Origin of the sequence: Paraburkholderia sp. MM5477-R1 (genome assembly GCF_050436385.1) — a bacterium.
GTDB lineage: Bacteria > Pseudomonadota > Gammaproteobacteria > Burkholderiales > Burkholderiaceae > Paraburkholderia > Paraburkholderia tuberum.
Map to the genome: position 1 here is coordinate 546,129 of NZ_JBNDMC010000007.1, position 25,900 is coordinate 572,028.

At 65.3% G+C, this 25,900-nt stretch carries 25 protein-coding genes, 1 tRNA gene and 1 pseudogene; 12 read left to right on the plus strand and 15 right to left on the minus strand.

Going from position 1 to position 25,900, the window contains the following annotated elements; all coding sequences use genetic code 11:
* Nucleotides 1–32: 32 nt before the first annotated feature.
* On the minus strand, nucleotides 33–1,607 hold the full coding sequence (locus tag OKW35_RS31360) for a UbiD family decarboxylase (RefSeq protein ID WP_429554125.1): 1,575 nt from the start codon (nucleotides 1,605–1,607) through the stop codon (nucleotides 33–35).
* Nucleotides 1,608–2,222: 615 nt separating this feature from the next.
* Here OKW35_RS31360 and OKW35_RS31365 point away from each other — a divergent pair.
* The gene (locus OKW35_RS31365; RefSeq protein WP_184058099.1) at nucleotides 2,223–3,437 is read left to right on the plus strand and encodes a transglycosylase SLT domain-containing protein; all 1,215 of its coding nucleotides are present in this window, start codon (nucleotides 2,223–2,225) and stop codon (nucleotides 3,435–3,437) included.
* 95 nt (nucleotides 3,438–3,532) lie between these two features.
* Here OKW35_RS31365 and OKW35_RS31370 read toward each other — a convergent pair whose 3' ends face one another.
* From OKW35_RS31370 to ribBA, 4 genes are all read right to left on the minus strand, one after another.
* Entirely contained in the window at nucleotides 3,533–4,729 is a 1,197-nt protein-coding gene (locus OKW35_RS31370; RefSeq protein ID WP_429404727.1) for a pyridoxal phosphate-dependent aminotransferase, read from the minus strand.
* A 159-nt stretch (nucleotides 4,730–4,888) separates the two neighbouring features.
* Nucleotides 4,889–5,323 carry a transcription antitermination factor NusB gene (gene nusB / locus OKW35_RS31375; RefSeq protein WP_187614105.1) on the minus strand — a complete coding sequence of 145 codons (435 nt, stop codon included), beginning with the start codon at nucleotides 5,321–5,323 and terminating at the stop codon, nucleotides 4,889–4,891.
* The gene (gene ribH, locus OKW35_RS31380) at nucleotides 5,320–5,832 is read right to left on the minus strand and encodes a 6,7-dimethyl-8-ribityllumazine synthase (protein WP_184058095.1); all 513 of its coding nucleotides are present in this window, start codon (nucleotides 5,830–5,832) and stop codon (nucleotides 5,320–5,322) included. Before ribH ends, nusB begins: the two co-directional genes overlap by 4 nt.
* A 48-nt stretch (nucleotides 5,833–5,880) precedes the next feature.
* Nucleotides 5,881–7,014 carry a bifunctional 3,4-dihydroxy-2-butanone-4-phosphate synthase/GTP cyclohydrolase II gene (gene ribBA, locus OKW35_RS31385; RefSeq protein ID WP_184058094.1) on the minus strand — a complete coding sequence of 378 codons (1,134 nt, stop codon included), beginning with the start codon at nucleotides 7,012–7,014 and terminating at the stop codon, nucleotides 5,881–5,883.
* 329 nt (nucleotides 7,015–7,343) lie between these two features.
* On the opposite strand from ribBA, the gene OKW35_RS31390 reads away from it, so the two are divergent.
* The 8 genes and pseudogenes from OKW35_RS31390 to OKW35_RS31425 all read left to right on the plus strand — a co-directional run.
* Entirely contained in the window at nucleotides 7,344–8,465 is a 1,122-nt protein-coding gene (locus OKW35_RS31390) for an enolase C-terminal domain-like protein (protein WP_429554126.1), read from the plus strand.
* Nucleotides 8,466–8,493: 28 nt separating this feature from the next.
* On the plus strand, nucleotides 8,494–9,531 hold the full coding sequence (locus tag OKW35_RS31395) for a hypothetical protein (RefSeq protein ID WP_429356010.1): 1,038 nt from the start codon (nucleotides 8,494–8,496) through the stop codon (nucleotides 9,529–9,531).
* Nucleotides 9,528–10,193 carry a gluconate 2-dehydrogenase subunit 3 family protein gene (locus OKW35_RS31400; RefSeq protein WP_184053248.1) on the plus strand — a complete coding sequence of 222 codons (666 nt, stop codon included), beginning with the start codon at nucleotides 9,528–9,530 and terminating at the stop codon, nucleotides 10,191–10,193. The genes OKW35_RS31395 and OKW35_RS31400 overlap by 4 nt, the downstream gene beginning before the upstream one ends.
* Nucleotides 10,156–11,826: a GMC family oxidoreductase gene (locus OKW35_RS31405; RefSeq protein ID WP_429554127.1), complete on the plus strand. Its 1,671-nt coding sequence runs from the start codon at nucleotides 10,156–10,158 to the stop codon at nucleotides 11,824–11,826. Before OKW35_RS31400 ends, OKW35_RS31405 begins: the two co-directional genes overlap by 38 nt.
* Before the next feature lie 305 nt (nucleotides 11,827–12,131).
* A complete protein-coding gene (locus tag OKW35_RS31410) occupies nucleotides 12,132–13,268 on the plus strand; it encodes a muconate/chloromuconate family cycloisomerase (RefSeq protein WP_429554128.1) in 1,137 nt (378 codons plus the stop codon).
* Nucleotides 13,269–13,295: 27 nt separating this feature from the next.
* Nucleotides 13,296–13,586 carry a muconolactone Delta-isomerase gene (gene catC, locus OKW35_RS31415; RefSeq protein ID WP_090801477.1) on the plus strand — a complete coding sequence of 97 codons (291 nt, stop codon included), beginning with the start codon at nucleotides 13,296–13,298 and terminating at the stop codon, nucleotides 13,584–13,586.
* Nucleotides 13,587–13,664: 78 nt separating this feature from the next.
* Entirely contained in the window at nucleotides 13,665–14,600 is a 936-nt protein-coding gene (catA, locus tag OKW35_RS31420; protein WP_429554129.1) for a catechol 1,2-dioxygenase, read from the plus strand.
* Nucleotides 14,601–14,694: 94 nt separating this feature from the next.
* Nucleotides 14,695–14,943, plus strand: a pseudogene (locus OKW35_RS31425) (hypothetical protein); the annotation flags it as partial.
* 166 nt (nucleotides 14,944–15,109) lie between these two features.
* On the opposite strand, the gene OKW35_RS31430 reads toward OKW35_RS31425, so the two are convergent.
* The 4 genes from OKW35_RS31430 to OKW35_RS31445 form a co-directional block, all read right to left on the minus strand.
* Nucleotides 15,110–15,745, minus strand: coding sequence for a riboflavin synthase (locus OKW35_RS31430; RefSeq protein ID WP_429554130.1), 636 nt, complete (start codon nucleotides 15,743–15,745; stop codon nucleotides 15,110–15,112).
* Nucleotides 15,746–15,760: 15 nt separating this feature from the next.
* On the minus strand, nucleotides 15,761–16,912 hold the full coding sequence (ribD, locus tag OKW35_RS31435; RefSeq protein ID WP_187617179.1) for a bifunctional diaminohydroxyphosphoribosylaminopyrimidine deaminase/5-amino-6-(5-phosphoribosylamino)uracil reductase RibD: 1,152 nt from the start codon (nucleotides 16,910–16,912) through the stop codon (nucleotides 15,761–15,763).
* 63 nt (nucleotides 16,913–16,975) lie between these two features.
* Nucleotides 16,976–18,259 (minus strand): glutamate-1-semialdehyde 2,1-aminomutase, encoded by a 1,284-nt coding sequence (gene hemL, locus OKW35_RS31440; RefSeq protein WP_429554131.1) that lies wholly within the window; start codon nucleotides 18,257–18,259, stop codon nucleotides 16,976–16,978.
* A gap of 140 nt (nucleotides 18,260–18,399) precedes the next feature.
* A complete protein-coding gene (locus OKW35_RS31445) occupies nucleotides 18,400–18,891 on the minus strand; it encodes a hypothetical protein (RefSeq protein ID WP_184058075.1) in 492 nt (163 codons plus the stop codon).
* 282 nt (nucleotides 18,892–19,173) lie between these two features.
* Between OKW35_RS31445 and OKW35_RS31450 the strand changes: the two genes are divergently transcribed.
* The 3 genes from OKW35_RS31450 to OKW35_RS31460 all read left to right on the plus strand — a co-directional run bounded on the left by OKW35_RS31450 (nucleotide 19,174) and on the right by OKW35_RS31460 (nucleotide 21,326).
* On the plus strand, nucleotides 19,174–20,394 hold the full coding sequence (locus OKW35_RS31450) for a Bcr/CflA family multidrug efflux MFS transporter (protein ID WP_429554132.1): 1,221 nt from the start codon (nucleotides 19,174–19,176) through the stop codon (nucleotides 20,392–20,394).
* A 214-nt stretch (nucleotides 20,395–20,608) separates the two neighbouring features.
* Nucleotides 20,609–20,839: a hypothetical protein gene (locus OKW35_RS31455; protein WP_090805429.1), complete on the plus strand. Its 231-nt coding sequence runs from the start codon at nucleotides 20,609–20,611 to the stop codon at nucleotides 20,837–20,839.
* A gap of 82 nt (nucleotides 20,840–20,921) precedes the next feature.
* The gene (locus tag OKW35_RS31460) at nucleotides 20,922–21,326 is read left to right on the plus strand and encodes a RidA family protein (RefSeq protein ID WP_429554133.1); all 405 of its coding nucleotides are present in this window, start codon (nucleotides 20,922–20,924) and stop codon (nucleotides 21,324–21,326) included.
* Nucleotides 21,327–21,471: 145 nt separating this feature from the next.
* Here the strand turns inward: OKW35_RS31460 and OKW35_RS31465 are convergent, their stop codons facing one another.
* The 6 genes from OKW35_RS31465 to rph form a co-directional block, all read right to left on the minus strand.
* The gene (locus tag OKW35_RS31465; protein ID WP_429356001.1) at nucleotides 21,472–21,690 is read right to left on the minus strand and encodes a hypothetical protein; all 219 of its coding nucleotides are present in this window, start codon (nucleotides 21,688–21,690) and stop codon (nucleotides 21,472–21,474) included.
* A 212-nt stretch (nucleotides 21,691–21,902) separates the two neighbouring features.
* Entirely contained in the window at nucleotides 21,903–22,679 is a 777-nt protein-coding gene (locus tag OKW35_RS31470; RefSeq protein WP_184058069.1) for a hypothetical protein, read from the minus strand.
* Nucleotides 22,680–22,966: 287 nt separating this feature from the next.
* Nucleotides 22,967–23,056, minus strand: a tRNA-Ser gene (locus OKW35_RS31475).
* A gap of 55 nt (nucleotides 23,057–23,111) precedes the next feature.
* The gene (gene hemW / locus OKW35_RS31480; protein ID WP_429554134.1) at nucleotides 23,112–24,341 is read right to left on the minus strand and encodes a radical SAM family heme chaperone HemW; all 1,230 of its coding nucleotides are present in this window, start codon (nucleotides 24,339–24,341) and stop codon (nucleotides 23,112–23,114) included.
* Complete coding sequence (gene rdgB, locus OKW35_RS31485; RefSeq protein ID WP_184058066.1) at nucleotides 24,338–25,000, minus strand: RdgB/HAM1 family non-canonical purine NTP pyrophosphatase; 663 nt, start codon at nucleotides 24,998–25,000, stop codon at nucleotides 24,338–24,340. Before rdgB ends, hemW begins: the two co-directional genes overlap by 4 nt.
* Nucleotides 24,997–25,734 carry a ribonuclease PH gene (gene rph, locus OKW35_RS31490; protein WP_429554135.1) on the minus strand — a complete coding sequence of 246 codons (738 nt, stop codon included), beginning with the start codon at nucleotides 25,732–25,734 and terminating at the stop codon, nucleotides 24,997–24,999. Before rph ends, rdgB begins: the two co-directional genes overlap by 4 nt.
* Nucleotides 25,735–25,900: the final 166 nt, after the last annotated feature.

Genomic DNA, 25,900 nt, shown 5'->3' on the forward strand with positions numbered 1-25,900 from the left:
CATCCGTTATTGATTGTGTTGTCCCGCGCGCGTTACAGGCCGAGGCCCAACTCGTTCCACAAGCTATCGATGCGCTGTTTGACCGCGTCGTCCATCACGATCGGGCGGCCCCATTCGCGGTCGGTTTCGCCCGGCCACTTGTTGGTTGCGTCGAGCCCCATCTTCGAGCCGAGGCCGGCTACCGGCGACGCGAAATCGAGATAGTCGATCGGCGTGCGGTCGACGAGCACCGTGTCGCGCGTCGGGTCCACTCGCGTGGTGATCGCCCAGATCACTTCCTTCCAGTCCCGGATATTGACGTCCTCATCGACGACGACGATGAACTTCGTATACATGAACTGCCGCAGGAAGCTCCACACGCCGAACATCACGCGTTTCGCGTGGCCGGGGTAGCTCTTCTTCATTTGCACGATCGCCATGCGGTAACTGCAGCCTTCGGGCGGCAGATAGAAGTCCGTGATCTCGGTGAACTGCTTCTGCAGCAGCGGTACGAACACTTCGTTCAGCGCGACGCCGAGCACCGCCGGCTCGTCGGGCGGTCTGCCGGTGTAGGTGGAGTGATAGATCGCGTCGCGGCGCATCGTGATGCGCTCGACCGTGAAGACCGGGAACCACTCCTGTTCGTTGTAGTAGCCGGTGTGATCGCCATACGGGCCTTCGAGCGCGTGTTCGTACGTGGCCGACGCACCTTTCGACGGACGCGGCGGTGCGCCGGCCGGGGCGGGCGAGGGTGCGCCTTCCTGCGGATAGATGAAGCCCTCGAGCACGATCTCGGCGCGCGCGGGGACCTGCAGACCGTCGACGCCCGGTGTGACGCATTTCGCGAGCTCGGTGCGCCCGCCGCGCAGCAGGCCGGCGAACTGGTATTCGGACAGCGTGTCGGGCACCGGCGTGACCGCGCCGAGAATCGTCGCCGGGTCCGCACCGAGCACGACGGCCACCGGATACGGCTTGCCGGGATTTTTAAGCGCGAACTCACGAAAATCGAGCGCGCCGCCGCGATGCGCCAGCCAGCGCATGATCAGCTTGTTACGCCCGATCAGTTGCTGGCGATAGATACCCAGGTTTTGTCGACTCTTGTTCGGCCCTTTCGTGACGGTCAGACCCCAAGTGATCAACGGCCCGGCATCGCCGGGCCAGCAGGTCTGAATGGGCAATTTGGCAAGGTCGACGTCATTGCCTTCCCAGACGATTTCCTGGCAGGGCGGTGCGTTGACCGTCTTCGGCGCCATGTCCCACACGGCCTTCGCTAGCGACAGCAGCTTGCCGGCGTCGTTGAGCCCTTTCGGCGGCTCGGGTTCCTTCAACGCGGAGAGTAGCCGACCGACATCGCGCAGCGATTCGAGCGCCGCCTGGTCGCCCGCGCCCGCTTCGGCATCGATGCCCATGCCAAGCGCGACGCGACGCGGCGTGCCGAACAGATTGCCGAGCACCGGGAACGCGTGCCGCTCGGTGTTCTCGAACAACAGAGCCGGGCCGCCCGCGCGGAGCACACGGTCGCAAAGTTCGGTCATTTCGAGATTCGGCGACACTTTTTGCGAAATTCGGCGCAATTCACCGATCGCCTCGAGGCGGCCGATGAAATCGCGTAAGTCTTTGTATTTCATCTGTGACGGTTCAGGGCCGCATGCACGGCGCATAGGACGGGGAGGCAGGAGGAACGGCGTTGGTACCTATCTGACGCAAAAAACGATTGTCGATTTTACCTGCGTTAGCCACCGCACGTAGATCAACCAAATGGTCTAGTCCAAACAGCCAGGGTCGGATCGCCCGAAACGCGCATTGAGCGCGGTTCTCGGGTGACTGAACACTGTTCATAATTACGAAAAGTTATCATTCTTGAATTCTATAGTGTTGACGATCTATAAAACCGTGCATAGAATCCGTCCACATTGGTTGCAGGGCGTTAACCTTTTTACCGTCGCCCCCGGTCCTCAGACGCAACGCGTCACCGTTTTGCTTCCCTGCAGGGTAGAACGGCATTATTGAAGTCCCTCACCAGCGTCCACCAACGCTGGTTTTTCGCGTGGGAGCCAAGCCCGATACACATCGAGTATGTGTGGGCTGTTTTTGAGATGGCTCCCAAAACGGTATATGTTGCCGTTTTCCCGACGTCGCTGCTGCCCAACCAGAGAGCACGCGATGTCTTGACTCTGCGAGCGCGCCGTACCGCCTGATTTGTCCCGGCGGAGTTCGCGGATCATGCAAGATGGGAGATCTGAATGAACGCCTGGTTATCGTGGCGTCCCGATGAGCGTATTGCGCAGGTTGTGCGCGGTGCGCTGCGCAGCGGGACGCGACTGAGTCATCACCTGTTCAGCATTGTCGGCGGGATCGCCGTGGTGCTGGCTCTCGCACTGTGGCTGATGCCGACCTGGCGCGGCGCGCTCGCCGCGCGTCTGATGCCGGTCATTTCCGCCGCCGTGCAAGCGGGCCCCGCCCGCCTGCTGCAAGGCAATCCGCTGCCCGCCATCGGACCGACCAGAAACGCCGACGCATCCTCCGACGAATCGCTGTCGGCCAATTCGCCGAACACGCTGACCACGCCGAGTCCCACCGATGGCTCGAACGACGGCAGCATGACCCTCACCGCGGCCACCACCGGCTTCGACGGCGCGTTCGACGGCGCCGGCACGTCGGGCACGAGCGCCGCCGCGCTCAACGGCCTCGATCCGCGCACGATGCAGGGCGTCAGCGCGCTCGCACGTCTGATTCCGCAGCAGCGCGTGTCCGCCGATGCACGCGATGACCGCGTGCTCGTGTCGAGCCACGAGCAGGACCTGGTCGCGTCGTACCTCGCGCGGCGTTATCGCGTCGCTCAGGAGCCCGTCGGCGAGCTCGTCAAAGCCGCGTTCGACACCGGCCGCGAAGTCGGCCTCGATCCGCTGCTGCTGCTGTCAGTGATGGCGATCGAATCGGGCTTCAATCCGTACGCCGAGAGCGGCGTCGGCGCGCAGGGCCTGATGCAGGTGATGTCGAAGGTGCATTCGGACAAATTCCAGTATTTCGGCGGCCAACGCGCGGCGCTCGAACCGCTCGCGAACATCAAGGTCGGCGCGCTCGTGCTGAAGGATTGCATCGCGCGTGGCGGCTCGCTGCCGGGCGGCCTGCGTCTGTACGTCGGCTCGACCACGCCGGATGACGGCGGGTACGGCGCGAAGGTGATGGCCGAGCGCGGTCGTCTGCGCGACGTCGCGCGCGGCCGTAAGGTGCCGATCAATGCGCCGCAAGCTCCGGTGCTGACCGCGTCGGCCACGCCGGCGCCAGCCGCGGCGACGAGTGGTGGCAACGGCAAGCGCGTTCAGGTGACGCTGCAAGGCGGTCACGCGCTGAGCCCGGCGACGTCGGCGGTGCACACGCAGCCGGCCGATCAGGACGACGCGAACGCCAATTCGACGACGCGCCACGTGGCGTCGGCGTCGGAGCTTGGGGCTTGAGTTAGACGTTGCCGTGCCGCATGAAAACAAGGACACCCTCGGGTGTCCTTTTTTGCGTCTGGCAGGCCGGTTGCTGCCGAATCAATCCCGATGCGTCAATGCCGCCCGAACAGCTTTGCCAGCCGCTCGACCGCCTCTTCGAGCTTTGGATACGCGGTCGCATACGACAGCCGGATGTAGTCCTTCGGCGCGTGCGTGCCGAAGTCCATGCCCGGCACCAGCACGACCCCGGCATCGTGCAGCATCGCCTTCGTGAGCGCCGCGCTGTCGCCGGCCGCCGGATGCGCGACGCCACGGCAGTCCGCGTACACGTAGAACGCGCCGTCCGGCATCACCGGCACGGAGAAGCCGAGCGATTCGAGCGCCGGCGCGATGAAGTCGCGGCGTCGCTTGAATTCGAGGCGCCGCGCTTCGTAGATCGCGATCGTCGCCGGCTCGAAACAGGCGAGCGCCGCGTGCTGCGCGAGCGCCGACGCGCAGATGAACAGATTCTGCGCGAGCTTTTCGAACGCGCTGACCATCGCGGGCGGCACGACGAGCCAGCCGAGGCGCCAGCCGGTCATGTTGAAGTACTTCGAGAAGCTGTTGACGGTGACCACGTCGTCGCCGAACGACAGCGCCGACACCGGCTTGGCGTCGTAGCTGAGGCCCTGGTAGATCTCGTCGACGATCGTGAAGCCGCCGCGCGCGCGCACGGCCTTGACGATGCGCTCGAGTTCGGCCGGCTCGATCGACGTGCCGGTCGGATTCGACGGCGACGCGAGCAGCACGCCGCGGGTGCGCTCGCCCCACAGGCGTTCGACGTCGGCGGCGGTCAGCTGGAAGCGCTCGGCCGGCCCGCTCGGCACCATCACCGGCTTGCCTTCGGCGGCGATCACGAAATGGCGGTTGCACGGATAGCACGGGTCGGGCATCAATACTTCGTCGTCGCGATCGACGAGCGCCGCGCACGCCAGCAAGAGCGCGGCCGATGCGCCCGCGGTCACCACGATCCGCGCCGGATCGACGTCGATGCCGTAGAACTCGGCGTAATGCGCGGAAATCGCATCGCGCAGCGCGTGCACGCCGAGCGCGCTGGTGTACTGCGTGACGCCGCGGCGCAGCGCGCTCGCGGCCGCCTCGATGACCGGCTCGGGCGCCGTGAAATCCGGCTCGCCGATGCCCATGTGAATGATGTCGCGCCCCGCGCGTTCGAGCAGCACGGCCTCCTTGGCCAGTTCCATCACGTAGAAAGGCTGGATGGCATCGACGCGCGCGGCAAGCCGCACGAGAGGTTCGGTCACGGAGTTCATACGGTCAGTCCAGTTCAGAAGCAGGACGGCGCCTACCCATCAAATGATGCGTTCATCGATGCGCGCAGCGCCGTCCTTGCGGGCGATCGAGGTGCTTCGCCCTGTGCAGCGCGACGTGGCAGGGAGCCGATGCGCGGCATGGCCCCACCGGCGCCGCGCTCAGCTCTTGCGAGCCGCCTGCGTCTCGGTGGCGCGCAGTTGCGCCGAGAGCTTGTCGAGTACGCCGTTCACGTACTTGTAGCCGTCCGAGCCGCCGAACGTCTTGGTCAGCTCGACCGCTTCGTTGATGACCACGCGATACGGAATGTCGACGTGATTCTTCAGTTCGAACGCGGCGACCAGCAGCACCGCGCGTTCGACCGGCGACAGTTGATCGATCGGACGGTCGAGGCACGGCGCGATCGCGGCGGAAAGTGCTTCGGAGTCGCGCATCACGCCATGCAGGATCGCGTCCAGGTGCTCGTGATCGGCCTTGTCGTAACCTTGCGCGCCGCGTAGTTGCGCGTCGATCTCATCGCCGGGCGAGCCCGACAGCAGCCACTGGTAAAGCCCCTGCGTGGCCAGTTCGCGGGAGCGTCGGCGTGCGCTCTTCATGCCTCTTCCTCGTCGTCTTCGTCTTCATCTTCGTCGTCATCGCCGCCGAGCTGCTCGAGCGCGACCGCGAGGTTCGCCATTTCGACAGCCACGCGCGCGGCGTCGCGACCCTTCTCTGTCATGCGCGCGACGGCTTGCTCGTCGTTCTCGGTGGTCAGCACCGCGTTCGCGACCGGAATGCCGAAGTCGAGGCCGATGCGCGTGATGCCCGCGCCGCTTTCGTTCGAAACCAGCTCGAAGTGGTAGGTCTCGCCGCGGATCACCGCGCCGAGCGCGATCAGCGCGTCGAATTGCGCGCTTTCCGCGAGCTTTTGCAGCGCGAGCGGGATTTCCAGCGCGCCCGGCACCGTGACGAGCAGCACGTCCTGGCCGGTCACGCCGAGGCGTTCGAGTTCTTCGATGCAGGAGTCGGCGAGGCCGTTGCAGACAGGTTCGTTAAAGCGCGCCTGGACGATGCCGATGCGCAGTCCGTCGCCGTCGAGATTCGGTTGGTATTGTCCGATTTCCATATGAATTCCGTAGTGTTTGAGTGGGCGCGAGGCGCGTGAGTGGCCGGATCAGAGTTGCGGGGCTTGCGTTTTGCTGCCGGGCATCGGAATGAAGCCCGTGACTTCGAGACCATAACCCGACATGCTGCCGAGCTTGCGTGGGTTCGACAGCACCTGCATCTTGCCGACGCCGAGTTCGCGCAGAATCTGCGCGCCGATGCCGTAGGTCTTGAAGTCGACCGGCCGGCGCTTCAGCGCGTCCGCTTTTTCCTTCGAGTCGAACGCCTTGAAGACGTCGATCAGATGGTCTTTCGAGTCGCCGCAGTTCAGCAGTACGACCACGCCGAGATCGCGTTCTGCGATTTCTTTGATGGCCGCGTCTAGCGTCCACGAATGGGTGGATTCGCCGACTTCGAGCAGATCCAGCACCGACAGCGGCTCGTGCACGCGCACCGGCGTGTCGCGATCGGGCATCGGCGTGCCGCGCACCAGCGCGATGTGCGGCTGGCCGCTCGGCTGATCGAGATACATGACCGCGCGGAACGCGCCGTGCGCGGTTTGCATCGTACGTTCGCAAACACGCTCGACGATCGACTCGGTGCGGCTGCGATAGTGAATCAGATCGGCGATCGTGCCGGTCTTCAGGCCGTGCTCCTTGCCGAACTCGAGCAGGTCCGGCAGACGCGCCATCGTGCCGTCGTCCTTGATCACTTCGCAGATCACCGCGGCAGGCGTGAGGCCCGCGAGCCTCGTGAAGTCGCAGCCGGCCTCGGTATGGCCGGCGCGCACCAGCACGCCGCCCGGCTGCGCCATGATCGGGAAGATATGGCCCGGCTGCACGATGTGCTCGGCCTTGGCGTCCGGCGCGACCGCGGCCGCGATCGTGCGGGCCCGGTCGGCCGCCGAGATGCCGGTCGTCACGCCTTCGGCCGCTTCGATGCTGACCGTGAACGCGGTGCCGTACTGCGTGCCGTTGCGGTAGGTCATCAGCGGCAGGTTCAGCTGCTGGCAGCGATCCTGGGTCAGCGTCAGGCAGATCAGGCCGCGGCCGTAGCGAGCCATGAAATTGATCGCTTCCGGAGTGACAAACTCGGCGGCGATCACGAGGTCGCCCTCGTTCTCGCGGTCTTCTTCGTCGACGAGGATCACCATCCGGCCGGCTTTCAGTTCGGCAATGATCTCTTGGGTGGAGGCGAGCGTCATGTTGGCGAGTTTTTCGGGAAAGCGCGTATTTTACGCCACGCGCGAGCCCAAGTCGCCTCCGCCAGACGACATAGACCGTTTGGCCGACTGTGACGAGCCGGGCGGGGTTGCCATGCTCGTCGAAACGGTGGGCGAGCGCGCGAGTGGCGTTGGCGGCAACGCGAAGTGTGCTCCTGCGCGGCCCGCTTTACGGATTGCAATAGTGCGGAACGGTACTTGCGACGCAGCAGGCAGCTTTCGTCTCACTACCACCTGGAGACCGGAATGTCGGGGACCGTCGGCTGTTGCATCAATGAAGGGCGTCACGCGCGCGCGCAAGGAGCGCGTCGATGAAGCGCGGCGCCACGAGCGGGGGCTCGTCGCAAGCGCCCGTGAGCGCGCTGCGTGCGAGCGCGTACCGCATTCCGACCGACGCGCCGGAGGCCGACGGCACGTTCGCGTGGGACGCGACCACGCTGGTCGTCGTCGAGGTCGACGCGGGCGGCGACACCGGCATCGGCTACACGTACAGCGATGCCTGCATCGTCGCGCTGATCCAGGGCGCGCTCGCCGCCTGCGTGCTGAATCACGACGGATTGGACGTCGGCGCGCATTGGCAACGGTTGCAACGCCAGGTGCGCAATCTCGGCCGCGCGGGACTGGCCGCGACAGCCATTTCGGCAATCGACTGCGCGCTGTGGGACCTGAAGGCGAAGCTGCTCGGCGTGCCGCTCGTCGGGCTACTCGGCGCGTTGCGCCCGGCCGTGCCGGCGTACGGCAGCGGCGGCTTCACCACGTATACGAACCAGCGCTTGCAGCAGCAGTTCGCCGGCTGGGTCGCGCAGGACGGCTGCCGGTGGGTAAAGATGAAAATCGGCAGCGAGCCGGACAAGGACCCGGCGCGCGTCGCGGCGGCGCGCGCGGCGATCGGCGGCGCGGGCCTGTTCGTCGACGCGAACGGCGCGTTCACGCCGCAACGGGCGCTGTACTACGCGCAACGTTTCGCCGAGCAGGAGGTGAGCTGGTTCGAGGAGCCCGTGTCTTCGGACGACGAAGCGGGCCTGCGCGGCGTACGCGAGCGCGTGCCGGCCGGCATGGAGATCGCCGCCGGCGAATACGGCTACACGCTCGACGACTTCCGCCACCTGCTCGCGGCGGGCGCCGTCGACGTACTGCAGGCCGACGCGAGCCGTTGCGGCGGCATCACCGGCTTTCTGCAGGCCGCCGCGCTGTGCGACGCGTATCACGTGCCGCTGTCCGCGCATTGCGCACCGGCGTTGCATCTGCACGTCGCGTGCGCGGCGCCGCGGTTGCGCCATCAGGAGTGGTTCCATGACCACGCCCGGATCGAAGCCATGCTGTTCGACGGTGCGCCGCGGTTGCGCGACGGCCAGATGGAGCCGGACCTGTCGCGGCCCGGTTGCGGGCTCGAGTTCAAGCATGGTGACGCCGAGCGCTACCTCATCAAATAAAGCAGGCCACGACAAGGAAGCGATATCGATGGGCTCTTCACGCGTACCCGGATTGCTGTACACGGCGGCGGCGGTGACGGCCGTCGCGGCGTTGGCCGCGCGCGGCGCGGGAAGACCTGAGTCGCATCGCGAACGGCGTGAGAGCGGCCCGCAACACCACGAGCGTCGGGCATCCGTGACGTTCCCGACGTGTGCCGCCCGCAGCCATCAGCGCGCGCCGGCGCGCGTGCACGCGAGCGAACCCACCGCCGAGGTGGAGGCACACGTCGAAGCGGCCCGCACCTTCAACCACAGCTCCGCGCTGCTCGCGCTGTCCGTGCTCGCCGACAGCGCGATGGAGCACTACCGCGGCTCGTTCGACAACCCCGCGATGTTCACGCCACTCGTCAGCGCGAGTCTGTCGCTCGCCGCGGGCCTGCATGGTGGCGCGGATCGTCGCGGCCAGACGCATCGCGCGCGCCATGCGATCTATCTGGCCGCGGCGGCGACGGGCATCGCCGGCACGGGCTTCCATTTCTACAACGTGATGAAGCGGCCGGGCGGCTGGAGCTGGAACAACCTGTTTCACGCGGCACCGCTCGGCGCGCCCAGCGCGTTGCTGCTGTCAGGCGCGCTCGGTGCCGTCGCCGAACGCTTGCGCGACGAGCCCGCAGACGACCCGCAACTGCTCGGCATGCCGGCCGGTCAGGCGCTCGGTCTGCTGGTCGCGGCGGGTCTCGTCGGCACGGTGGGCGAGGCCGCGCTGCTGCATTTTCGTGGCGCGTTTCAGCATCGCGCGATGTACGCGCCGGTCAGCATTCCGCCCATCACCGCCGCGCTGCTCGCGCATGCCGCGCTGTCCGCTCCGCGCGAGCGCTGGTACACGCGGCTCTGGTTACGCATCACGACCGTGCTCGGCTTTGTCGGCGCGGGTTTTCACGCGCGGGGGATCGCGCGTCGTCAGGGCGGCTGGCGCAACTGGAGCCAGAATCTGTTCGACGGGCCGCCGCTGCCCGCGCCGCCGAGCTTTTCCGCGCTGGCGCTCGCCGGGCTCGCCGCACTGCGTTTGCGGGAGACTGAAAAATGACCAACCGACCACGCTCGACCCGAGCCACCCGCTATCCCGGCTACGACGTGCTCGACAAACGCACGACGCCGTCGTGGGACGCGCACACCCGCGCGGTGATCGCCGAACGCCTCGCGACACCACTCGAGCCGCGCTTTTTCAACGCGGTCGAATGGCTCGCGGTCACGTCGCTGTGCGCCCGCATCGTGCCGCAAGCGAATGCGCAACCGGTGGTACCGCTTGCCGCGCTGCTCGACGCGCGGCTCGCCGGCAATGGCAACGACGGCTACCGCGACGCCCGTTTGCCGCCGATGCGCGACGCCTGGCGCATCGGCCTCGCCGCGCTCGATGCCGAGTGCCGCGAGCGCGGCGGCCTGCCGTTCGCGAGCCTCGCGGAGGACACGCAGATCGCGCTGCTCGGCGAGATGCAGCGCGGCGAACTGACGAACCCCGCGTGGCGCGGCATGCCGTCGAAGCTATTCTTCGGCGAGCGCGTGCTGCACGACATTTGCGGGCTCTACTACTCGCACCCGCACGCGTGGAGCGAGATCGGCTTCGGCGGCCCGGCGAATCCGCGCGGCTATGTGCGCATGTACCTGAATCGCCGCGATCCGTGGGAGGCGGTTGAAGCGACGCCCGACACCCATGAGCAGGCCGCGAAGGAGAATCGCCGTGTCCGATGACGCGCGGCAGCGGCCGCGCGGCAAGGACGGCCGCGCACCCGACGTGTTCCAGCGCGGCGGTTGGGTGCCGATGCGCACGTACCCTGACGGCGAGGAGGTCGATTTCGCGATCGTCGGCACCGGCGCCGGCGGTGGCACGCTTGCGTGCCGGCTTGCGGAAAAAGGCTTCAAGGTCGTCGCGTTCGATGCCGGCGCATGGTGGCGTCCGCTCGAAGAGTTCGCGTCTGACGAAGCGCATCAGGAAAAACTGTTCTGGACCGACGAGCGCATCTGCGACGGCGACAATCCGCTGAAGCTCGGCAACAACAACAGCGGCAAGGCGGTGGGCGGCAGCACGGTCCATTTCGCGATGGTGTCGCTGCGCTTTCGGCCCGAGTGGTTCAAGTCGCGCAGCGTGCTCGGCTATGGCGCCGACTGGCCGCTCGACTGGCGCGAGATGTGGCACTACTACGGCGAGGTCGAGGACGCGCTGAAAATCTCCGGACCGGTGAACTATCCGTGGGGGCCGAAGCGGCCGCGCTATCCGTATCGCGCGCATGAGCTGAACGCGGCGGCGCTGGTGCTCGCGCGCGGCGCCGAGGCGCTCGGCATCGGCTGGAGCCCGACGCCGCTCGCGACCCTCTCCGCGCCCCGTGGCCGCGCGCATCCGTGCGTGTACCGCGGCTTTTGCGTGTCCGGCTGCGCGACCAACGCGAAGCAAAGCGCGCTCGTCACGTGGATCCCGCGTGCGCTGCGAGCCGGCGCCGAGGTGCGCGATCTGGCGATGGTCGGCCGCGTCGTCACCAACGACGCGGGGCTCGCCACCGGCGTCGAATATCTGCGCGAAGGACGCTGGCGTTTCCAGCGCGCGAAGCACGTGGTGGTGGCCGGCTACGCGATCGAAACGCCGCGCCTGTTGCTGATGTCGGCCAACAGCCGCTTTCCCGACGGACTCGCGAACAGTTCGGGACTCGTAGGCAAAAACCTGATGGCGCAGTCGAATCAGGCCGTCTACGGCACCTTCGATGAAGACATCCGCTGGTACAAGGGGCCGCCGTCGCTCGCGCTCACCGAGCACTGGAACTACGAAGACAAGGGCAAAGATTTTTTCGGCGGCTACTGCTACATGAGCCAGGGGCCGCTGCCGAACGGATGGGTCGCGGTGCAGAATGGCCGCGGCTTGTGGGGCGACGCGCTCGGCGCGGAGATGCTCAAGTACAACCACCAGGCGGGGCTGAAGATCGTCGGCGAGATGCTGCCGCAGGAGCGCAACCGCGTGACGCTTGCCGACGAGAAAGACCAGTACGGGCTGCCGATCGCGCGCGTCACCTATTCATGGTGCGACAACGACAAGCGGCTCATCGCGCATTCGCTCGACTTCATGGAGCAGGCGCTCGCGGCCGCCGGCGGCAAGGAGATCTGGCGCGAGACCGACGACACCTGCCACCTGAACGGCACCGCGCGCATGGGTGACGATCCGTCGACGAGCGTCGTCGACGCGGACTGCCGCAGTTGGGACATCCGCAACCTGTGGGTGTGCGACGGCTCGGTGTTTCCGACCGTGGGCGGCGTGAATCCGTCGCTGACGATTCAGGCGATCGCGTGTCGCACCGCCGAGCGCATCGCCGCGCTAGCCGCGCGCGGCGAGTTGTAGGGGCAGTGTTGCCCGCGCGCATGAACCGCAGTCCGAAACGATGGAGTACTCACTGCGCGATCCGGATGGTTACACAACATGCTCTCCATGCATCGAACATTGACCCAAGTCATGTTTGAGGCGCAAAAACGGCCTCTTTTTCGATGCCCCACCTGCATGGTGCAATGCAAAATCCATAGAAAGGCCGGGCTTGCTGGCCTCACCATACCCTGCAGGTATGAAAAAGGACAGGAAAAGTATTGGACGGGCCAAACGAGCGAAGGGTATAAAAACATCCAATGAACTCACTTCCCGCCGCAGCCGCCATGCCCCACGCGACCATCGAACGTATCGAAACCCGCCTCGTCGATCTGCCGACGATCCGTCCTCACAAGCTGTCGGTCGCCACGATGCACGGGCAGACGCTGATGCTGGTCAAGGTCTACTGCAGCGACGGCATCGTCGGGATTGGCGAAGGCACCACGATCGCCGGCATGGCCTACGGCCCGGAAAGCCCCGAAGCAATGAAGCTCGCGATCGACGCCTACTTCGCCCCGGCGATGATCGGCAAGGACGCGACGCAGATCCAGGCGCTGATGGCGCACCTCGGCAAGCTGGTCAAGGTCAATCATTTCTCGAAGAGCGCGCTCGAAACCGCGCTGCTCGACGCGCAAGGCAAACGTCTCGGCGTGCCGGTGAGCGAACTGCTCGGCGGCCGTCGCCGTGAGCGCCTGCCGGTTGCGTGGACGCTCGCGTCGGGCGATACCGCCAAGGACATCGCCGAAGCCGAGCACATGCTCGACGTGCGCCGCCACAAGGTCTTCAAGCTGAAGATCGGCGCGAAGGAACTGAAGACCGACATCAAGCACGTCGCCGAGATCAAGAAAGCGGTCGGCGAGCGCGCCGCGGTGCGCGTCGACGTGAACATGGCGTGGAGCGAGACCCAGGCCGCCCGGGCGATTCCGGCGCTGGCCGACGCGGGCTGCGATCTGGTCGAGCAGCCGGTCGCGTCCGCCGCGGCGCTCGCGCGACTGATGCGCCGCTTCCCGGTCGCGCTGATGGCCGACGAAGTCCTGCAAGGCCCGGACAGCGCGTTCGAGATCGCGAAGAACGGCGGCGCCGATGTGTTCGCGATCAAGATCGAGCAGAGCGGGGGCCTGTTCGCCGCGCAGCGCGTGGCCGCGATCGCGGATGCCGCCGGCATCGAGCTGTACGGCGGCACGATGCTCGAAGGCGCGTTCAGCACGGTGGCGTCGGCGCATCTGTTCGCGAGCTTCGCGAATCTGCAATGGGGCACTGAGCTGTTCGGGCCGTTGCTGATCACCGAAGAAATTCTGACCACGCCGCTCGACTACAGCGACTTCGAACTGACCGTGCCGAACGGCCCGGGTCTCGGCATCGAACTCGACGAGGCGAAGGTCAAGCGATTCACGCGAGACGGGCTGATGAAGGTCACCCGCTAAACGGATTTTGATCAAGAGGATTCAACGATGCTTTTCCATGTGCGAATGGACGTGCACCTGCCGGTCGACATGCCGGCCGAAGTGGCGAACGAAATCAAGACCCGCGAGAAGGCTTACTCGCAGGAGCTCCAGCGTAGCGGCAAGTGGCGTCATATCTGGCGCCTCGTTGGCGAGTACGCGAATTACAGCATCTTCGATGTAGAGAGCAATGCCGAACTTCACGACATTCTGTCCGGCTTGCCTCTGTTCCCGTACATGAAGATTTCGGTGACGCCTCTGTGTCGTCACCCGTCGTCGATTCGGGACGGCGACATCTGAGCCCAGGGGCCAGGCGCTTTTGACGGCGAGCGCATCCAAAGCCATCTTTTCCCCCTATACCAACTGGAGACAGTCATCGTGAGCGTCAACGTATTTGAAACCAAAGAAGTGCAGGATCTGCTGAAAGCCGCTTCCAACGTCGATGCCGGGAATGGCAACGCGCGTTTCCAGCAGATCGTTTTCCGTCTGCTGGGCGACCTGTTCAAGGCAATCGATGACCTCGACATCACGCCCGACGAAGTCTGGGCCGGCGTCAACTATCTGAACAAGCTCGGTCAGGACGGCGAAGCGGCGCTGCTCGCGGCCGGCCTCGGTCTCGAGAAGTATCTCGACGTCCGCATGGACGCCGAGGACAAGAAGATCGGTCTCGAAGGCGGCACGCCGCGTACGATCGAAGGCCCGCTGTACGTCGCCGGCGCGACGGTGCGCGAGGGCGTCTCGAAGATCGACATCAACCCGGACGAAGACGCGGGCCCGCTCGTGATTCGCGGCACGGTCAAGGATCTGGACGGCAAGCCGGTCGCCGGCGCGGTCGTCGAGTGCTGGCACGCGAACTCGAAGGGCTTCTACTCGCACTTCGATCCGACCGGCGCGCAGAGCGACTTCAACCTGCGCGGCGCGGTGAAGACCGGCGCCGACGGCAAGTACGAGGTCCGCACGCTGATGCCGGTAGGCTACGGCTGCCCGCCGCACGGCTCGACGCAGCAGCTGCTGGACGTGCTGGGCCGTCACGGCAACCGTCCGGCGCACGTGCACTTCTTCGTCAGCAGCGACGGCCATCGCAAGCTGACCACGCAGTTCAACATCGAAGGCGATCCGCTGATCTGGGACGACTTCGCGTATGCAACGCGCGAAGAGCTGATTCCGCCGGTCGTCGAGAAAAGCGGTGGCGCGGCGCTGGGCCTGAAGGCCGATACGTACAAGGAGATCGAGTTCAACTTCACGATCACGCCGCTGGTCCAGGGTAAGGACAACCAGCTCGTCCATCGTCTGCGCGCTTCGGCCGAAGCGTAATCGCACGAGGCGGCGCCGTGGCGACACGGCCGCCGTCTTTCGTTGCCAACGGCCGGGGGTCTTGCCGGCCGAATCCCTGAAGCGTCGAGGAGTTGTGACGCCGGACAACGCCGCGTTGACGCAGCGCTTCACCGATAGCGCCGATGGTGTGTTGTGGCTCACCAGCTCCACGTCGCCCGGCCAGGTGCAGGAGATCGACGAGCTCGGCCGCGAATTGCACCGGAACAAGCCTTTGCTGCCGGTCGTCACGCGTAGCGACGAGTACGAGGAAGACGAAGTCGACGGCGGACTCGTCAAGTGTCTGTGCAACAAGAGCGCGCCGCGTCGCGCGCTGCAGGAGCACATCACCGCACTTGTGTTTGTCAGCTTCGGATCGTGCACGCGCGCTGGGTCACGGCCCCGGATTCGCCTCGCCCAAACCGGCTTGCTGCGCAGATCGATCGCTGTCCCGATACGCACCGAGCATGCGCTCCAGGTATCGCGTAACGGTATCGAGGGAAGTGTCCGGGTTACGTCGAGGACGGATCGCCATCGCGCGGCGCCCCGAGCATCCGCTCCACATACCGCGCAATCAGATCGATCTCCAGATTCACTTGTACCCCGTCGTGCAGATGCTTGAGCGCCGTCACCTGCACGGTATGCGGAATCAGATTGATCGAAAACTCGCAGCCGTCGTCGCGATCAACGACGGAGTTCACGGTCAGGCTCACGCCATTGACCGTAATCGATCCCTTGTACGCGAGATAACGACCGATGTCGCGCGGCGCGAGAATGCGCAGCTCGTGCGATTCGCCGACTGGCGCGAAACGCGTGACGATACCGAGCCCGTCGACGTGTCCGGACACGATATGTCCACCGAGCCGGTCATGCGCGCGCAGCGCTTTCTCGAGATTGACCTCGCCGGTTTCGCCGAGACCGGCCGTGCGGTTCAGGCTCTCGCGCGACACGTCGACCTCGAACGAATGAGCGGTCTTCGCGACCACCGTCATGCAGGCGCCCTGGATCGTGATGCTGTCGCCGAGCTGCACATCGGCGAGGTCGAGCCCGCCCGCCTCGACGTTCAGGCGCACGCCCGCGTCGCCGCCCGTGCCGAGCGGCTTGACTGATTCGATGCGGCCCACTGCCGCGACGATTCCTGTAAACATCGTGCTAGTCCTTGATCATTTCGAAACGGTGGGAGACACGGTGTCGGTCCCGGGTAAGGCTGTCGGCGCGAAACGCGCGAGGATCCGCAGATCGTCGCCGATCCGCTCGACCGTGTGGAAATTCAGCTTCACGCGGTCTTCGAGCTGGTCGGGCGCGTCCAGATTGAACATGCTCATCGAGTCCACGCCGAGCAGGCTCGGCGCGAGATAGACCAGCAGTTCATCGACGCAGCCTTCGCGCAGCAGCGAACCGTTCAGCTTGTAGCCGGCTTCGACGTGCAGCTCGTTGACGTGACGCTCGCCAAGCACGCTCAGCATGCGCGGGAGATCCACCTTGCCGAACGCGTTCGGCAGCGGCACGATCTCGGCGCCGCGCTCGCGCAGCGCGCTCGCGCGTTCTTCGAGACGCGCGTCGAGCTCGCCGCAGAAGATCAGCGTCGGCGCGCCGGCCAGGATCTGCGCGTCGAGCGGCACGTCGAGCTGGCTGTCGATCAGCACGCGGTGCGGTTGGCGCGGCGTATCGACCGCGCGCACGGTCATGCGCGGATTGTCCTCGCGCACAGTGCCGATGCCGGTCAGGATCGCCGACGCGCGCGCACGCCACGCATGACCGTCGGCCCGCGCGGCCGCGCTCGTGATCCACTGGCTCTCACCCGACGGCAAGCCGGTGCGGCCATCGAGCGACGCCGCCACTTTCATGCGCACCCACGGACGGCCGCGCGTCATGCGCGACACGAAGCCGATGTTCAGCTCCCGCGCTTCGTTCGCGAGCAGCCCGCAGCGTACTTCGATACCGGCTTCGCGCAGCATCGCGAGACCGCGGCCGGAGACCTGCGGGTTGGGATCTTCCATCGCCGCGATCACGCGGCCGATCTGCGCTTCGATCAGCGCGTTCGCGCACGGCGGCGTGCGGCCGAAATGGCTGCACGGTTCGAGCGTCACGTAGGCGGTCGCGCCGCGCAGGTCGTGGCCGCGCGAGCGTGCGTCCTTCAGCGCGCGAATTTCGGCGTGATCCTGGCCGGCCGGCTGCGTGAAGCCTTCGCCGATCACCTCGCCGTTTCTGACGAGCACGCAACCGACCCGCGGATTCGGGTCGGCCGTATACATGCCGCGCTTCGCGAGCGCGAGCGCGCGTTCCATGTGGACGAAATCGGTTTGCGAGAACATCGGTGTCCGTTGTGGTGCGGTGTCTGGGTCGTGCGAGTTGCGGCCTTTGCTTCGGGCCCGGCTTCAGCCTTTCAACGCTGCGAACGCGCCGCGCGCGGCGTCGATCGTCGCGTCGATCGTCGCGTCGTCGTGCGCGCTCGACACGAAGCCGGCCTCATACGCGGACGGCGCGAAGTACACGCCCGCGTCGAGCATCTTGTGGAAGAACGCGTTGAAGCGCGGCACATCGCTCTTCGTGACGTCGGCGAAGCTCGTCGGGATCGATTCGCGAAAGTAGATGCCGAACATGCCGCCGAGCGCATCGGCCGCGAACGGCACGTCCGCTTCGCGTGCCGCCCGCGCGAGCCCTTGCGCGAGACGCGTGGTGCGCACGGCGAGCGTGTCGTAGAAGCCGGGCGCCTGGATCAGCTGCAGCGTCTTCAGGCCGGCCGCGACCGCGATCGGATTGCCCGACAGCGTGCCCGCCTGATAGACGCCGCCGAGCGGCGCGAGGTGAGCCATGATGTCGCGCCGGCCGCCGAACGCCGCCGCCGGCATGCCGCCGCCGATTACCTTGCCGAGGCAGGTGAGGTCCGGCGTGATGCCGTAGAGTTGCTGCGCGCCGCCGAGCGCGACGCGGAAGCCGCACATCACTTCGTCGAAAATCAGCACCGCGCCGTACTCGGTGCACAGGCGCCGCAGCGCCTGCAGGAATTCAGGGGTCGCGCGCACGAGGTTCATGTTGCCAGCGACCGGCTCGACGATCACCGAGGCGATCTCGTTGCCGAACGCCTTGAACGCTTCTTCGAGCTCGGCGACGTTGTTGTATTCGAGCACGGTGGTGTGCTTCGCGATATCGACCGGCACGCCCGCCGAGGTCGGATTGCCGAAGGTCAGGAGGCCCGAGCCGGCCTTCACGAGCAGGCTGTCCGCGTGGCCGTGATAGCAGCCTTCGAACTTGACGATGCGGCTGCGGTTCGTGAAGCCGCGCGCGAGACGCAGCGCGCTCATCGTCGCCTCGGTGCCGCTCGACACCATGCGCACCTGTTCGATCGACGGCACCAGCTTGCAGATTTCCTCGGCGATCTCGACTTCCGACTCGGTCGGCGCGCCGAACGAAAAGCCATTCACGAGCGCGCCCTGCACGGCTTCCAGCACTTCGGGATGAACGTGGCCGAGGATCATGGGGCCCCACGAGCCGATGTAGTCGGTATAGCGCTGGCCGTCCGCGTCCCAGAAGTACGGGCCTTGCGCGCGCTCGATGAAACGCGGTGTGCCGCCGACGGAACGGAAAGCGCGCACCGGCGAATTCACGCCGCCGGGGATCGTGCGTTGCGCGCGTTCGAAGAGGGTTTCGTTTCTGGACATGGCGATGGCTGGAATAGGGAGCAGGGGTTGCGCAGCGGCGCAAAGGGCCTCGGACGATTCCCGCGGACCCTTCGCGCGATGCTGGGGTGGATCGAGAAATTGTACCGGAGTCGGCGCCGGCGGGCTGTGCGGGCGGGCGGTCACGGCGGCGCGTGTTTCGCCTGGCTGCCCGGTGCGGGTATCGTCGGCGGCTTGCGCCTGCCGGTCAATTCGGCCCAGCGCTTCTCCAGCGCGCCTTCGGCGATCGGCTTGATGATCGTGCCCGAGCTTTGCGCATCCCACGTCTGCACCGAGAACGGATGCACACGCAGCTGATCGCGCGTGATGACCGGCGCGTGATGCGCATCGACGAGCCAGTCGTAGACGAAATCGATGCACAGCCGGTAGCCACGTTTGGTCGACGCGTCGGGGACTTCGTAGGGCGCGCGCGTCACGTAGCCCGAACCGAAGATGCCCTTCGGCTCCTGCGCGACGCGATGCAGGAACACGCGATCGCCGGGCAGGATGCCGCGCGCAAAGCCGCAGCCCCACACGTCGGCCACCGCGTCGCCGGCCGCCACGCGTTTCGCGATGTCGGGCAACTCGGGCCACGGCCATTTTTTGGGGCTCCAGATGAGCAGGAAGGCGGTCATCGCGGGTTCGAACGGGATCAGGGGAAGGGCGTTGCGCGACGTCGATCTTTTATGTCGGGCCGTCAAGCTGCGCATACGGAAGCGCGTTGGGCATGCTGGCGGCAGCTTAACCGATCGAAGCGGATTGCGCCGCGCGGCGCTGTCGCGCAACGTCCACGCAGCGGGCCACGAGCGTCGTCAGCGGATTAACCGTCGCGTACAATCGAGCCGGTCAACTGATGGCCGTTCCCGCTTCACCCGTTCCGCTGCCGATGCCGGCGCGGCGTTCCATCCGGATTTCCCATGTCTCACGTCGTCAGACGCCGGCCCGATGGCCGGCTGATCCTGTTGCTCGGCGCGCTGGCCGCGTGCGGGCCGATTTCCATCGACATGTATCTGCCGAGCCTGCCGACCATCGCGCAGGCCTTCGCGGTCGGCACGGGCGCCGCGCAATCGACGCTCACGAGCTTCATGTTCGGCTTTTCGATCGGCATGCTGCTGTACGGTCCGCTGTCCGATACGTATGGCCGTCGGCCGATCCTGCTTGGCGGCATCATCATGTATGCGCTCGCGAGCATCGCCTGCTCGCTGTCGATCTCGATCGGCTCGCTGGTCGGTTTCCGCTTCGTGCAGGCGTTGGGCGCGGGCGCGGCGTCGGTGCTGGCTCGCGCGATCGCGCGCGACGCGCACGAGCCGGGCGACGCGGCGCGCGTCCTGTCGATGATCGCGATCGTCACGGCGATCGGTCCACTGCTCGCGCCGCTGATCGGCGGACAGTTGCTGCTGCTGGGCGGCTGGCGCGCCGTGTTCGTCGCGCTGACGCTGTTCGGTTCCGTGTGCGCGGTGACCGCATTCCTGAAGGTGCCGGAGACGTGGCCGCGCGAGATGCGGGCGCAGTCGGCGCTGCTGAAGTCGTTCGGCGCGTATGGCACGCTGCTGCGCGATCCGGTCGCTTGGGGACACATGTTGTGCGGCGGCATGGCGTTCGCGTCGATGTTCGCCTACATCACGGCGACGCCGTTCGTATACATCGAGTATTTCCACGTGTCCGCGCAGCACTACGGCTTCCTGTTCGCGCTGAACATCGTCGGCATCATCGTCGGCAATTACCTGAACACGCGGCTCGTCGGCCGGCTCGGGCCGGTGCCGATCATCTCGTTCGCGGCGACCGTGAGCTTCGTCGCGTCGCTGTTCGTGTCCGTCGTGTCGCTGACGGGGTGGGGCGGCTTATGGTCGATCGTGTTCGGGCTTTTCTTCGTCGTCAGCGTGGTGGGCGTGTTGTCCGCCAACTGCACGACCGATCTGATGCATCGCTATCCCGCCAACGCGGGCGCCGCGGCGGCCGTGTTCGGCGCGGTGCAGCTCGCGCTCGGCGCACTGTCGAGCCTCGCGGTCGGACTGTGGCAGGACGGCACGCCGAAGGGCATGGGTATCGTGGTCGGCGTGGCGGGCTGTCTGTGCTTTGTCGGACGCATGCTCGTGATGCGTTGGCACGGGACGAAGTCGCCGGTTGCGGCTGTGTGAGCGTGTTGTCCGGATATCGAGGGTGAGCGCTGCGCGAGCGCTGTGAAAACGGCGTGAAAACTGGATGACGATCGTGCTATTGCGGCTGTGGGCATCGGCCGACGCGTGGGTTCATCGGACGCGTCTCCGGAAAACACCTGGTGTTGCGCGCGCACCACCGTGCGTCGCGGTTTGCATTGCTATGATGAAGTCACTGTTCCTCGGAGCGGCACTCATGGCGATCAAAGACCTGATGAACGGCGAACGGCAATTTGCCGCATTCGCCGAAGCGCAACGGCTGGCCGACAGCGGCGCTTATTACGATTACACCGACATCGAATACGTCTTGCGCTTTGATCACGGTTTGACGGATGTATCGGCTCTGCTCGATAGCCAGTTGATGCATCGCGATCTGAATCGTCGTTGCGCGGATGCGCGCGAAAAGCTCGAGATGGCGGACGCGTGATGCGTGTTGCGTCGTGCGCGGGTTCGTGCTGAATGAAGCACGGCGATGAATCGCTCCGAGATTTTCACTTCTGGAGTGGTCGATGACCGATAGCACGCACGCCTCACGTTTGCCCCATACCGACAATCCGGCCGCGCTGGCGAAACCGGGCGGCCATTACAGTCATGTCGCGGTCGCGAATGGCTTCGTCTTCGTGTCCGGGCAGTTGCCGATCAACGCGCAAGGCGAAAAGCTCGCCGATGCGTCGTTCGACGCGCAGGCCGAACAGGTTCTGGCCAATGTGAAGGCGGCGCTCGAAAGCGTCGGCAGCAGCGTCGCGGAACTGGTGCAGGTGCGCGTGTATGTCGTCGATGTCGAACATTGGGCGAGCTTCAATCAGATCTATGCGGGCTGGGCCGGCGAGGCAAGGCCGGCGCGCGCGGTCGTGCCGGTGCCGCAGTTGCACTATGGGTTCAAGATCGAGGTTGAGGCGGTGGCGGTGGTTTAGGTCGTGATGGTGGGTACGGGGGCCGTGCCTGTTTGCAGCATAGAGGATTAATTCAGAAGTGCGGCCCATAACACTCGCGCTGTGCCTTGCAGGGTTGCAAAAAAAGCCAATTCCCGAGCATCGGCTTGTGCATTCGAGCGAGGCTCTATCGATATTCATCGATCTCGACCGTGCCGCCCATGGCTTCCATCATGGTGCGAATATCGTCGGGCACGTCAGGCACGCGGTCGCCGCTCTCGTTGTCCCAATAGCAGAAGAAGCGCATCTGCGCGCAAGTGCGCTCGATGAGTTCTCGCAAATCGGCACGGGGTAGCCCGAGGTGGCCCACCAGATAGCGAAGATGAGGCGTCAGATCGTCGCTCATTATTGCCTCCGCGCTCGAAACGATCCATGTGCCTTGCCGCCAAGGAATGCTGCTCATCATGCCGGACGGCATTAACCTGGGCTGCCCTTTGGCTCCCGCGCGAGATGGTGATACGCCAAAATAGTTCGTCCAGAATTCGGGCGGCTCGGTGTCCTGATAGATCGTGAACGCTGCGTGGGCGAGTTTGTGTTCGGGTGCCATCTCTGTTTCTCTCAGGGTGCCCAGCTATGCATGTTGTCGATGATCGCGCCTCTGAACTCGACATTCCCATCGTCGTGCCAAATAACGTTGTCGTCCCCGCGCATTCGATTGTCTTCTTTCATCATATGGATCATCCTGCCGAAGGTCTTGCGGTCATACCCCAGCATCTTCGCCGCGTAGTTTGGGTTGTTCGTGCTCTCGGCGAGTTCAACCACATCGCCGCTCAACGCATCAGGCACATACTCAAACGGCTGCGCGTCGCCGAGCAGCGTTGATGAGCCTCTATCGCCAGCCCTGGCTGCCCGCGCAGCGTTCAACCGGGTTTGCCAGGTGGCCGGATCATACTGGACGGACAAAATGGGTTCGCCGTCCGGGTGACTGCCTGTCCTCGCTACGGGATTCATTAACGGCGTGCTGCTGTACGGTGACGGAAACAGGCCATTACGCGGACCTTTAACGGCAAGCAGTTTGCCCCGGCGAATCTCTTCGAGAAGAGCAACGATCACCCACCAGCCATCGGTATCAGGGTTGCGGTCCCGTACATCATGAAAAAACAGCCAGTGACTGCCAATGAGATTCCTAATCAGTTTCCGGTCCTCCTCCCACTTCCTGCGATTCAGTGCGGCGATAGCAAGAAATTCCCGGGTCTCCGCCCTGGCCCTCTGAAGGTCTGCGGCCTTGCCGAGGCACGCCTTATAGTGCCATTCGTCGCAGATGACATAACAGGCACCCGGTGGCCGCTGGCAGAACAGCTCCACGGAGTGCATTTCAAATACGGACAGGGACATGGGTGTGTCGATGGTCTATCTGAAGTCGCTGCCGGAGTTGACAGCAGTCAGATAATTACTGTGCGACAGGCAGTCCGTACATGGGCGACCGCCCAAAATCTCGACGGCTCTCGACGAAACGGAAAAAAGCGCCCGCACGAACATTGCGGCTTTTCGCGCCCGTAGCGCGGATGTTCGCGGGCAGCGACCGTACTGCTGGTCTATCAGAGCGGAGAACTGCTCCACCTCGGGCCAGAAAAACAAAAAGCCCGTAAGTCACTGAACTTACGGGGTTTTTCTTGAAAGCCTGGCGGAGGCGGTGAGATTCGAACTCACGGAAGGATTGCTCCTTCGCCGGTTTTCAAGACCGGTGCCTTAAACCACTCGGCCACACCTCCAAGCCGCAAATTGTAACCTGAAAAGACTTCGCTGCCGAGTCTAGGTGACCCGCCATCACTGCGGATCTTTCAGGAACAGCGCCTGCAAGTCGTTCAGGAACGCCTGGCCGAGCGGCGTCGGCGCGATCCGTTCGTGGTCGCGTGTGATCAGTTTGCGCTGTTCCGCTTCCTGCAACGCCGGCTCGATCGTCGTGATCGACAGGCCCGTGCGCTCGATGAACCGATGCACCGGAAATCCTTCTACCAGGCGCAGCGCGTTCAGCATGAACTCGAACGGCAGATCGCGCGGCCCGACCTCATGCTCTTCCTGCACGCTTGCACCAGCCCTGGCCTGCTCGATGAACGTGGTCGGATGTTTGTAGCGCGCCTGGCGCACGATGCGATTAGGAAACGACAGCTTCGTATGCGCGCCCGCGCCGATGCCGAGATAGTCGCCGAAGCGCCAGTAGTTCAGATTGTGTTTGCTCTGCCGATGCGGCTGCGCATACGCGGACACCTCGTAGCGCTCGTAGCCGGCCTCGGCGGTGCGTTGATGAATCCAGTCCTGCATGTCTGCGGACGCGTCATCGTCGGGCAACGCGGGCGGAAACTTGGCGAATAGCGTGTTCGGTTCGAGCGTCAGGTGATACAGCGACAGATGCGGCGGGGCAAACGACAACGCCGTTTCCACGTCGGCCTGACATTCGGCGAGCGTTTGCCTGGGCAGCGCGAACATCAGGTCGAGGTTGAAGTTGTCGAACGTGGTCGCGGCGACTTCGACCGCGTGGCGTGCCTGCGCCGCGTCGTGAATGCGGCCGAGCGCCTTCAGATGCGTTTCGTTGAAACTCTGGATGCCCACCGACAGCCGGTTCACGCCGCTCGCGCGAAACTGCGCGAACTTGTCGGCTTCGAACGTGCCGGGGTTAGCTTCGAGCGTGATTTCCGCGTCGGCGTCGAGCGGCAGCAGCGCGCGAATATCCGACAGCATGCGATCGAGCCCCGCCGCCGACAGCAAACTAGGCGTGCCGCCGCCGATGAACACCGTATGCACCTGGCGGCCCCAGATCAGTGGCAAGGCCATTTCCAGGTCGGCGCGCAACGCGTCGAGGTAGTCGTTCTCCGGGAACGTCTCGCCTTTCCACTCGTGCGAATTGAAGTCGCAGTAGGGGCACTTGCGCACGCACCACGGGAAATGCACGTACAGCGCAAGTGGCGGCAGCGACGTCAAACGGATGCTGCCCGGCGACGTGAACGCACTGACGACACCCTTGCCGATGTCCGCCGGCGTCGATCGGATCGGAATCACGCTTCCTCCGACAGACGCGCGAGCAGTTGCCGCAGCGCGATCGCGCGATGGCTGCTCGCGTTCTTGACCGCCGGCTCGAGTTCGGCGGCGCTCGCGTTCAGCGACGGCAGATAGAAGTACGGGTCGTAACCGAAGCCATGCTCGCCGCGCGGCGCGTCCAGGATTTCGCCATGCCAGCGGCCTTCGGCGATCAGCGGTTCGGGATCGTCCGCGTGACGCACGAGTGCGAGCACGCAGTAGTAATAGCCGCGGCGGTCGCTCACGTCCCGCAGTTCGTCGACGAGGCGCGCGTTGTTCGCCGCGTCGCTTTTCTCGCCGCCGGCGAGTTGCGCGAAGCGGGCCGAGTAGACGCCCGGCGCGCCGCGCAGCGCGCGCACGCAAAGGCCCGAGTCGTCGGCGAGCGCGGGCAGGCCGGTGAGCCGCGCAGCGTGACGGGCCTTCGTCAGCGCGTTTTCGACGAAGGTGGGATGCGGTTCTTCCGCTTCCGGCACGTTGAGCTCGCCTTGCGCGATCAACTCGATGCCGGCCGCGCCGAGCAGCGCCGCAAATTCGCGCAGCTTGCCCGCGTTGTTCGACGCGAGCACGACCTTTTTCAGCGGCATTGCCGACGTTACGCCGTGAGCATTGTTCCCGCCACTGTCCTGACGAACCTCATTCACTGCTGCACTCCCAGCGCCTCTTTCTGCTTCGCGATCAGCGTGCTGATGCCGTCGCTCGCGAGATCGAGCAGCGCATTCATTTCTTCGCGCGAGAACGGCACGCCTTCCGCGGTGCCCTGAATTTCGACGAAGCCGCCCGCCCCCGTCATTACGACGTTCATGTCGGTGTCGCACTGCGAGTCTTCGTCGTAGTCGAGGTCGAGCACCGGCACGCCGTCGTACACGCCGACCGAAATCGCGGCGACGTAATCCAGGATCGGCGAGCTTGCGATGCGGCCCGTGGCAAGCAATCTGGCGACCGCATCATGCGCGGCGACGAACGCGCCGGTAATGCTCGCGGTGCGTGTGCCGCCATCGGCCTGGATCACGTCGCAGTCGAGATTGAGCGTGCGCGCGCCGAGTTTCTCGAGATCGAACACCGAGCGCAGCGCGCGGCCGATCAGCCGCTGGATTTCCTGCGTGCGGCCGGTTTGTTTGCCGCGCGCGGCTTCACGGTCGCTGCGGGTATGGGTGGCGCGCGGCAGCATGCCGTATTCGGCGGTGAGCCAGCCCTGGCCGCGATCGCGCAGAAACGGCGGTACGCTCTCGCTGACGCTCGCGGTGCAGATCACCTTGGTGTCGCCGAATTCGACCAGCACCGAGCCCTCCGCATGCTTCGTGTAGTGACGCGTGATGCGCACGTCGCGCAACTGGTGGGGCTGGCGGCCGCTGGGGCGTTGGGTGTCGTTGCTCATGTCGGAATGGGTCGGGATGGGCTGGAGGAGGGCGGAGGAAAAACGCTAATTTTACCGCCGATCGGATAGGGCGGTTGCCCATACGGATGGCTGCAACAAAAATGGGATAATGCCGATTCCCCGCCCCGCGTCTCGTACACGCCGGGCGATCCGCTTCTCAGGCCAT

Coding starts and splice junctions, on each gene's coding strand:
- OKW35_RS31360 (WP_429554125.1), bottom strand. CDS start 1,607: ATGAAATACAAAGACTTACGCGATTTCATCGGCCGCCTCGAGGCGATC.
- OKW35_RS31365 (WP_184058099.1), top strand. CDS start 2,223: ATGAACGCCTGGTTATCGTGGCGTCCCGATGAGCGTATTGCGCAGGTT.
- OKW35_RS31370 (WP_429404727.1), bottom strand. CDS start 4,729: ATGAACTCCGTGACCGAACCTCTCGTGCGGCTTGCCGCGCGCGTCGAT.
- nusB (WP_187614105.1), bottom strand. CDS start 5,323: ATGAAGAGCGCACGCCGACGCTCCCGCGAACTGGCCACGCAGGGGCTT.
- ribH (WP_184058095.1), bottom strand. CDS start 5,832: ATGGAAATCGGACAATACCAACCGAATCTCGACGGCGACGGACTGCGC.
- ribBA (WP_184058094.1), bottom strand. CDS start 7,014: ATGACGCTCGCCTCCACCCAAGAGATCATTGCCGAACTGAAAGCCGGC.
- OKW35_RS31390 (WP_429554126.1), top strand. CDS start 7,344: ATGAAGCGCGGCGCCACGAGCGGGGGCTCGTCGCAAGCGCCCGTGAGC.
- OKW35_RS31395 (WP_429356010.1), top strand. CDS start 8,494: ATGGGCTCTTCACGCGTACCCGGATTGCTGTACACGGCGGCGGCGGTG.
- OKW35_RS31400 (WP_184053248.1), top strand. CDS start 9,528: ATGACCAACCGACCACGCTCGACCCGAGCCACCCGCTATCCCGGCTAC.
- OKW35_RS31405 (WP_429554127.1), top strand. CDS start 10,156: ATGAGCAGGCCGCGAAGGAGAATCGCCGTGTCCGATGACGCGCGGCAG.
- OKW35_RS31410 (WP_429554128.1), top strand. CDS start 12,132: ATGCCCCACGCGACCATCGAACGTATCGAAACCCGCCTCGTCGATCTG.
- catC (WP_090801477.1), top strand. CDS start 13,296: ATGCTTTTCCATGTGCGAATGGACGTGCACCTGCCGGTCGACATGCCG.
- OKW35_RS31430 (WP_429554130.1), bottom strand. CDS start 15,745: ATGTTTACAGGAATCGTCGCGGCAGTGGGCCGCATCGAATCAGTCAAG.
- ribD (WP_187617179.1), bottom strand. CDS start 16,912: ATGTTCTCGCAAACCGATTTCGTCCACATGGAACGCGCGCTCGCGCTC.
- hemL (WP_429554131.1), bottom strand. CDS start 18,259: ATGTCCAGAAACGAAACCCTCTTCGAACGCGCGCAACGCACGATCCCC.
- OKW35_RS31445 (WP_184058075.1), bottom strand. CDS start 18,891: ATGACCGCCTTCCTGCTCATCTGGAGCCCCAAAAAATGGCCGTGGCCC.
- OKW35_RS31450 (WP_429554132.1), top strand. CDS start 19,174: ATGTCTCACGTCGTCAGACGCCGGCCCGATGGCCGGCTGATCCTGTTG.
- OKW35_RS31455 (WP_090805429.1), top strand. CDS start 20,609: ATGGCGATCAAAGACCTGATGAACGGCGAACGGCAATTTGCCGCATTC.
- OKW35_RS31460 (WP_429554133.1), top strand. CDS start 20,922: ATGACCGATAGCACGCACGCCTCACGTTTGCCCCATACCGACAATCCG.
- OKW35_RS31465 (WP_429356001.1), bottom strand. CDS start 21,690: ATGAGCGACGATCTGACGCCTCATCTTCGCTATCTGGTGGGCCACCTC.
- OKW35_RS31470 (WP_184058069.1), bottom strand. CDS start 22,679: ATGTCCCTGTCCGTATTTGAAATGCACTCCGTGGAGCTGTTCTGCCAG.
- rph (WP_429554135.1), bottom strand. CDS start 25,734: ATGAGCAACGACACCCAACGCCCCAGCGGCCGCCAGCCCCACCAGTTG.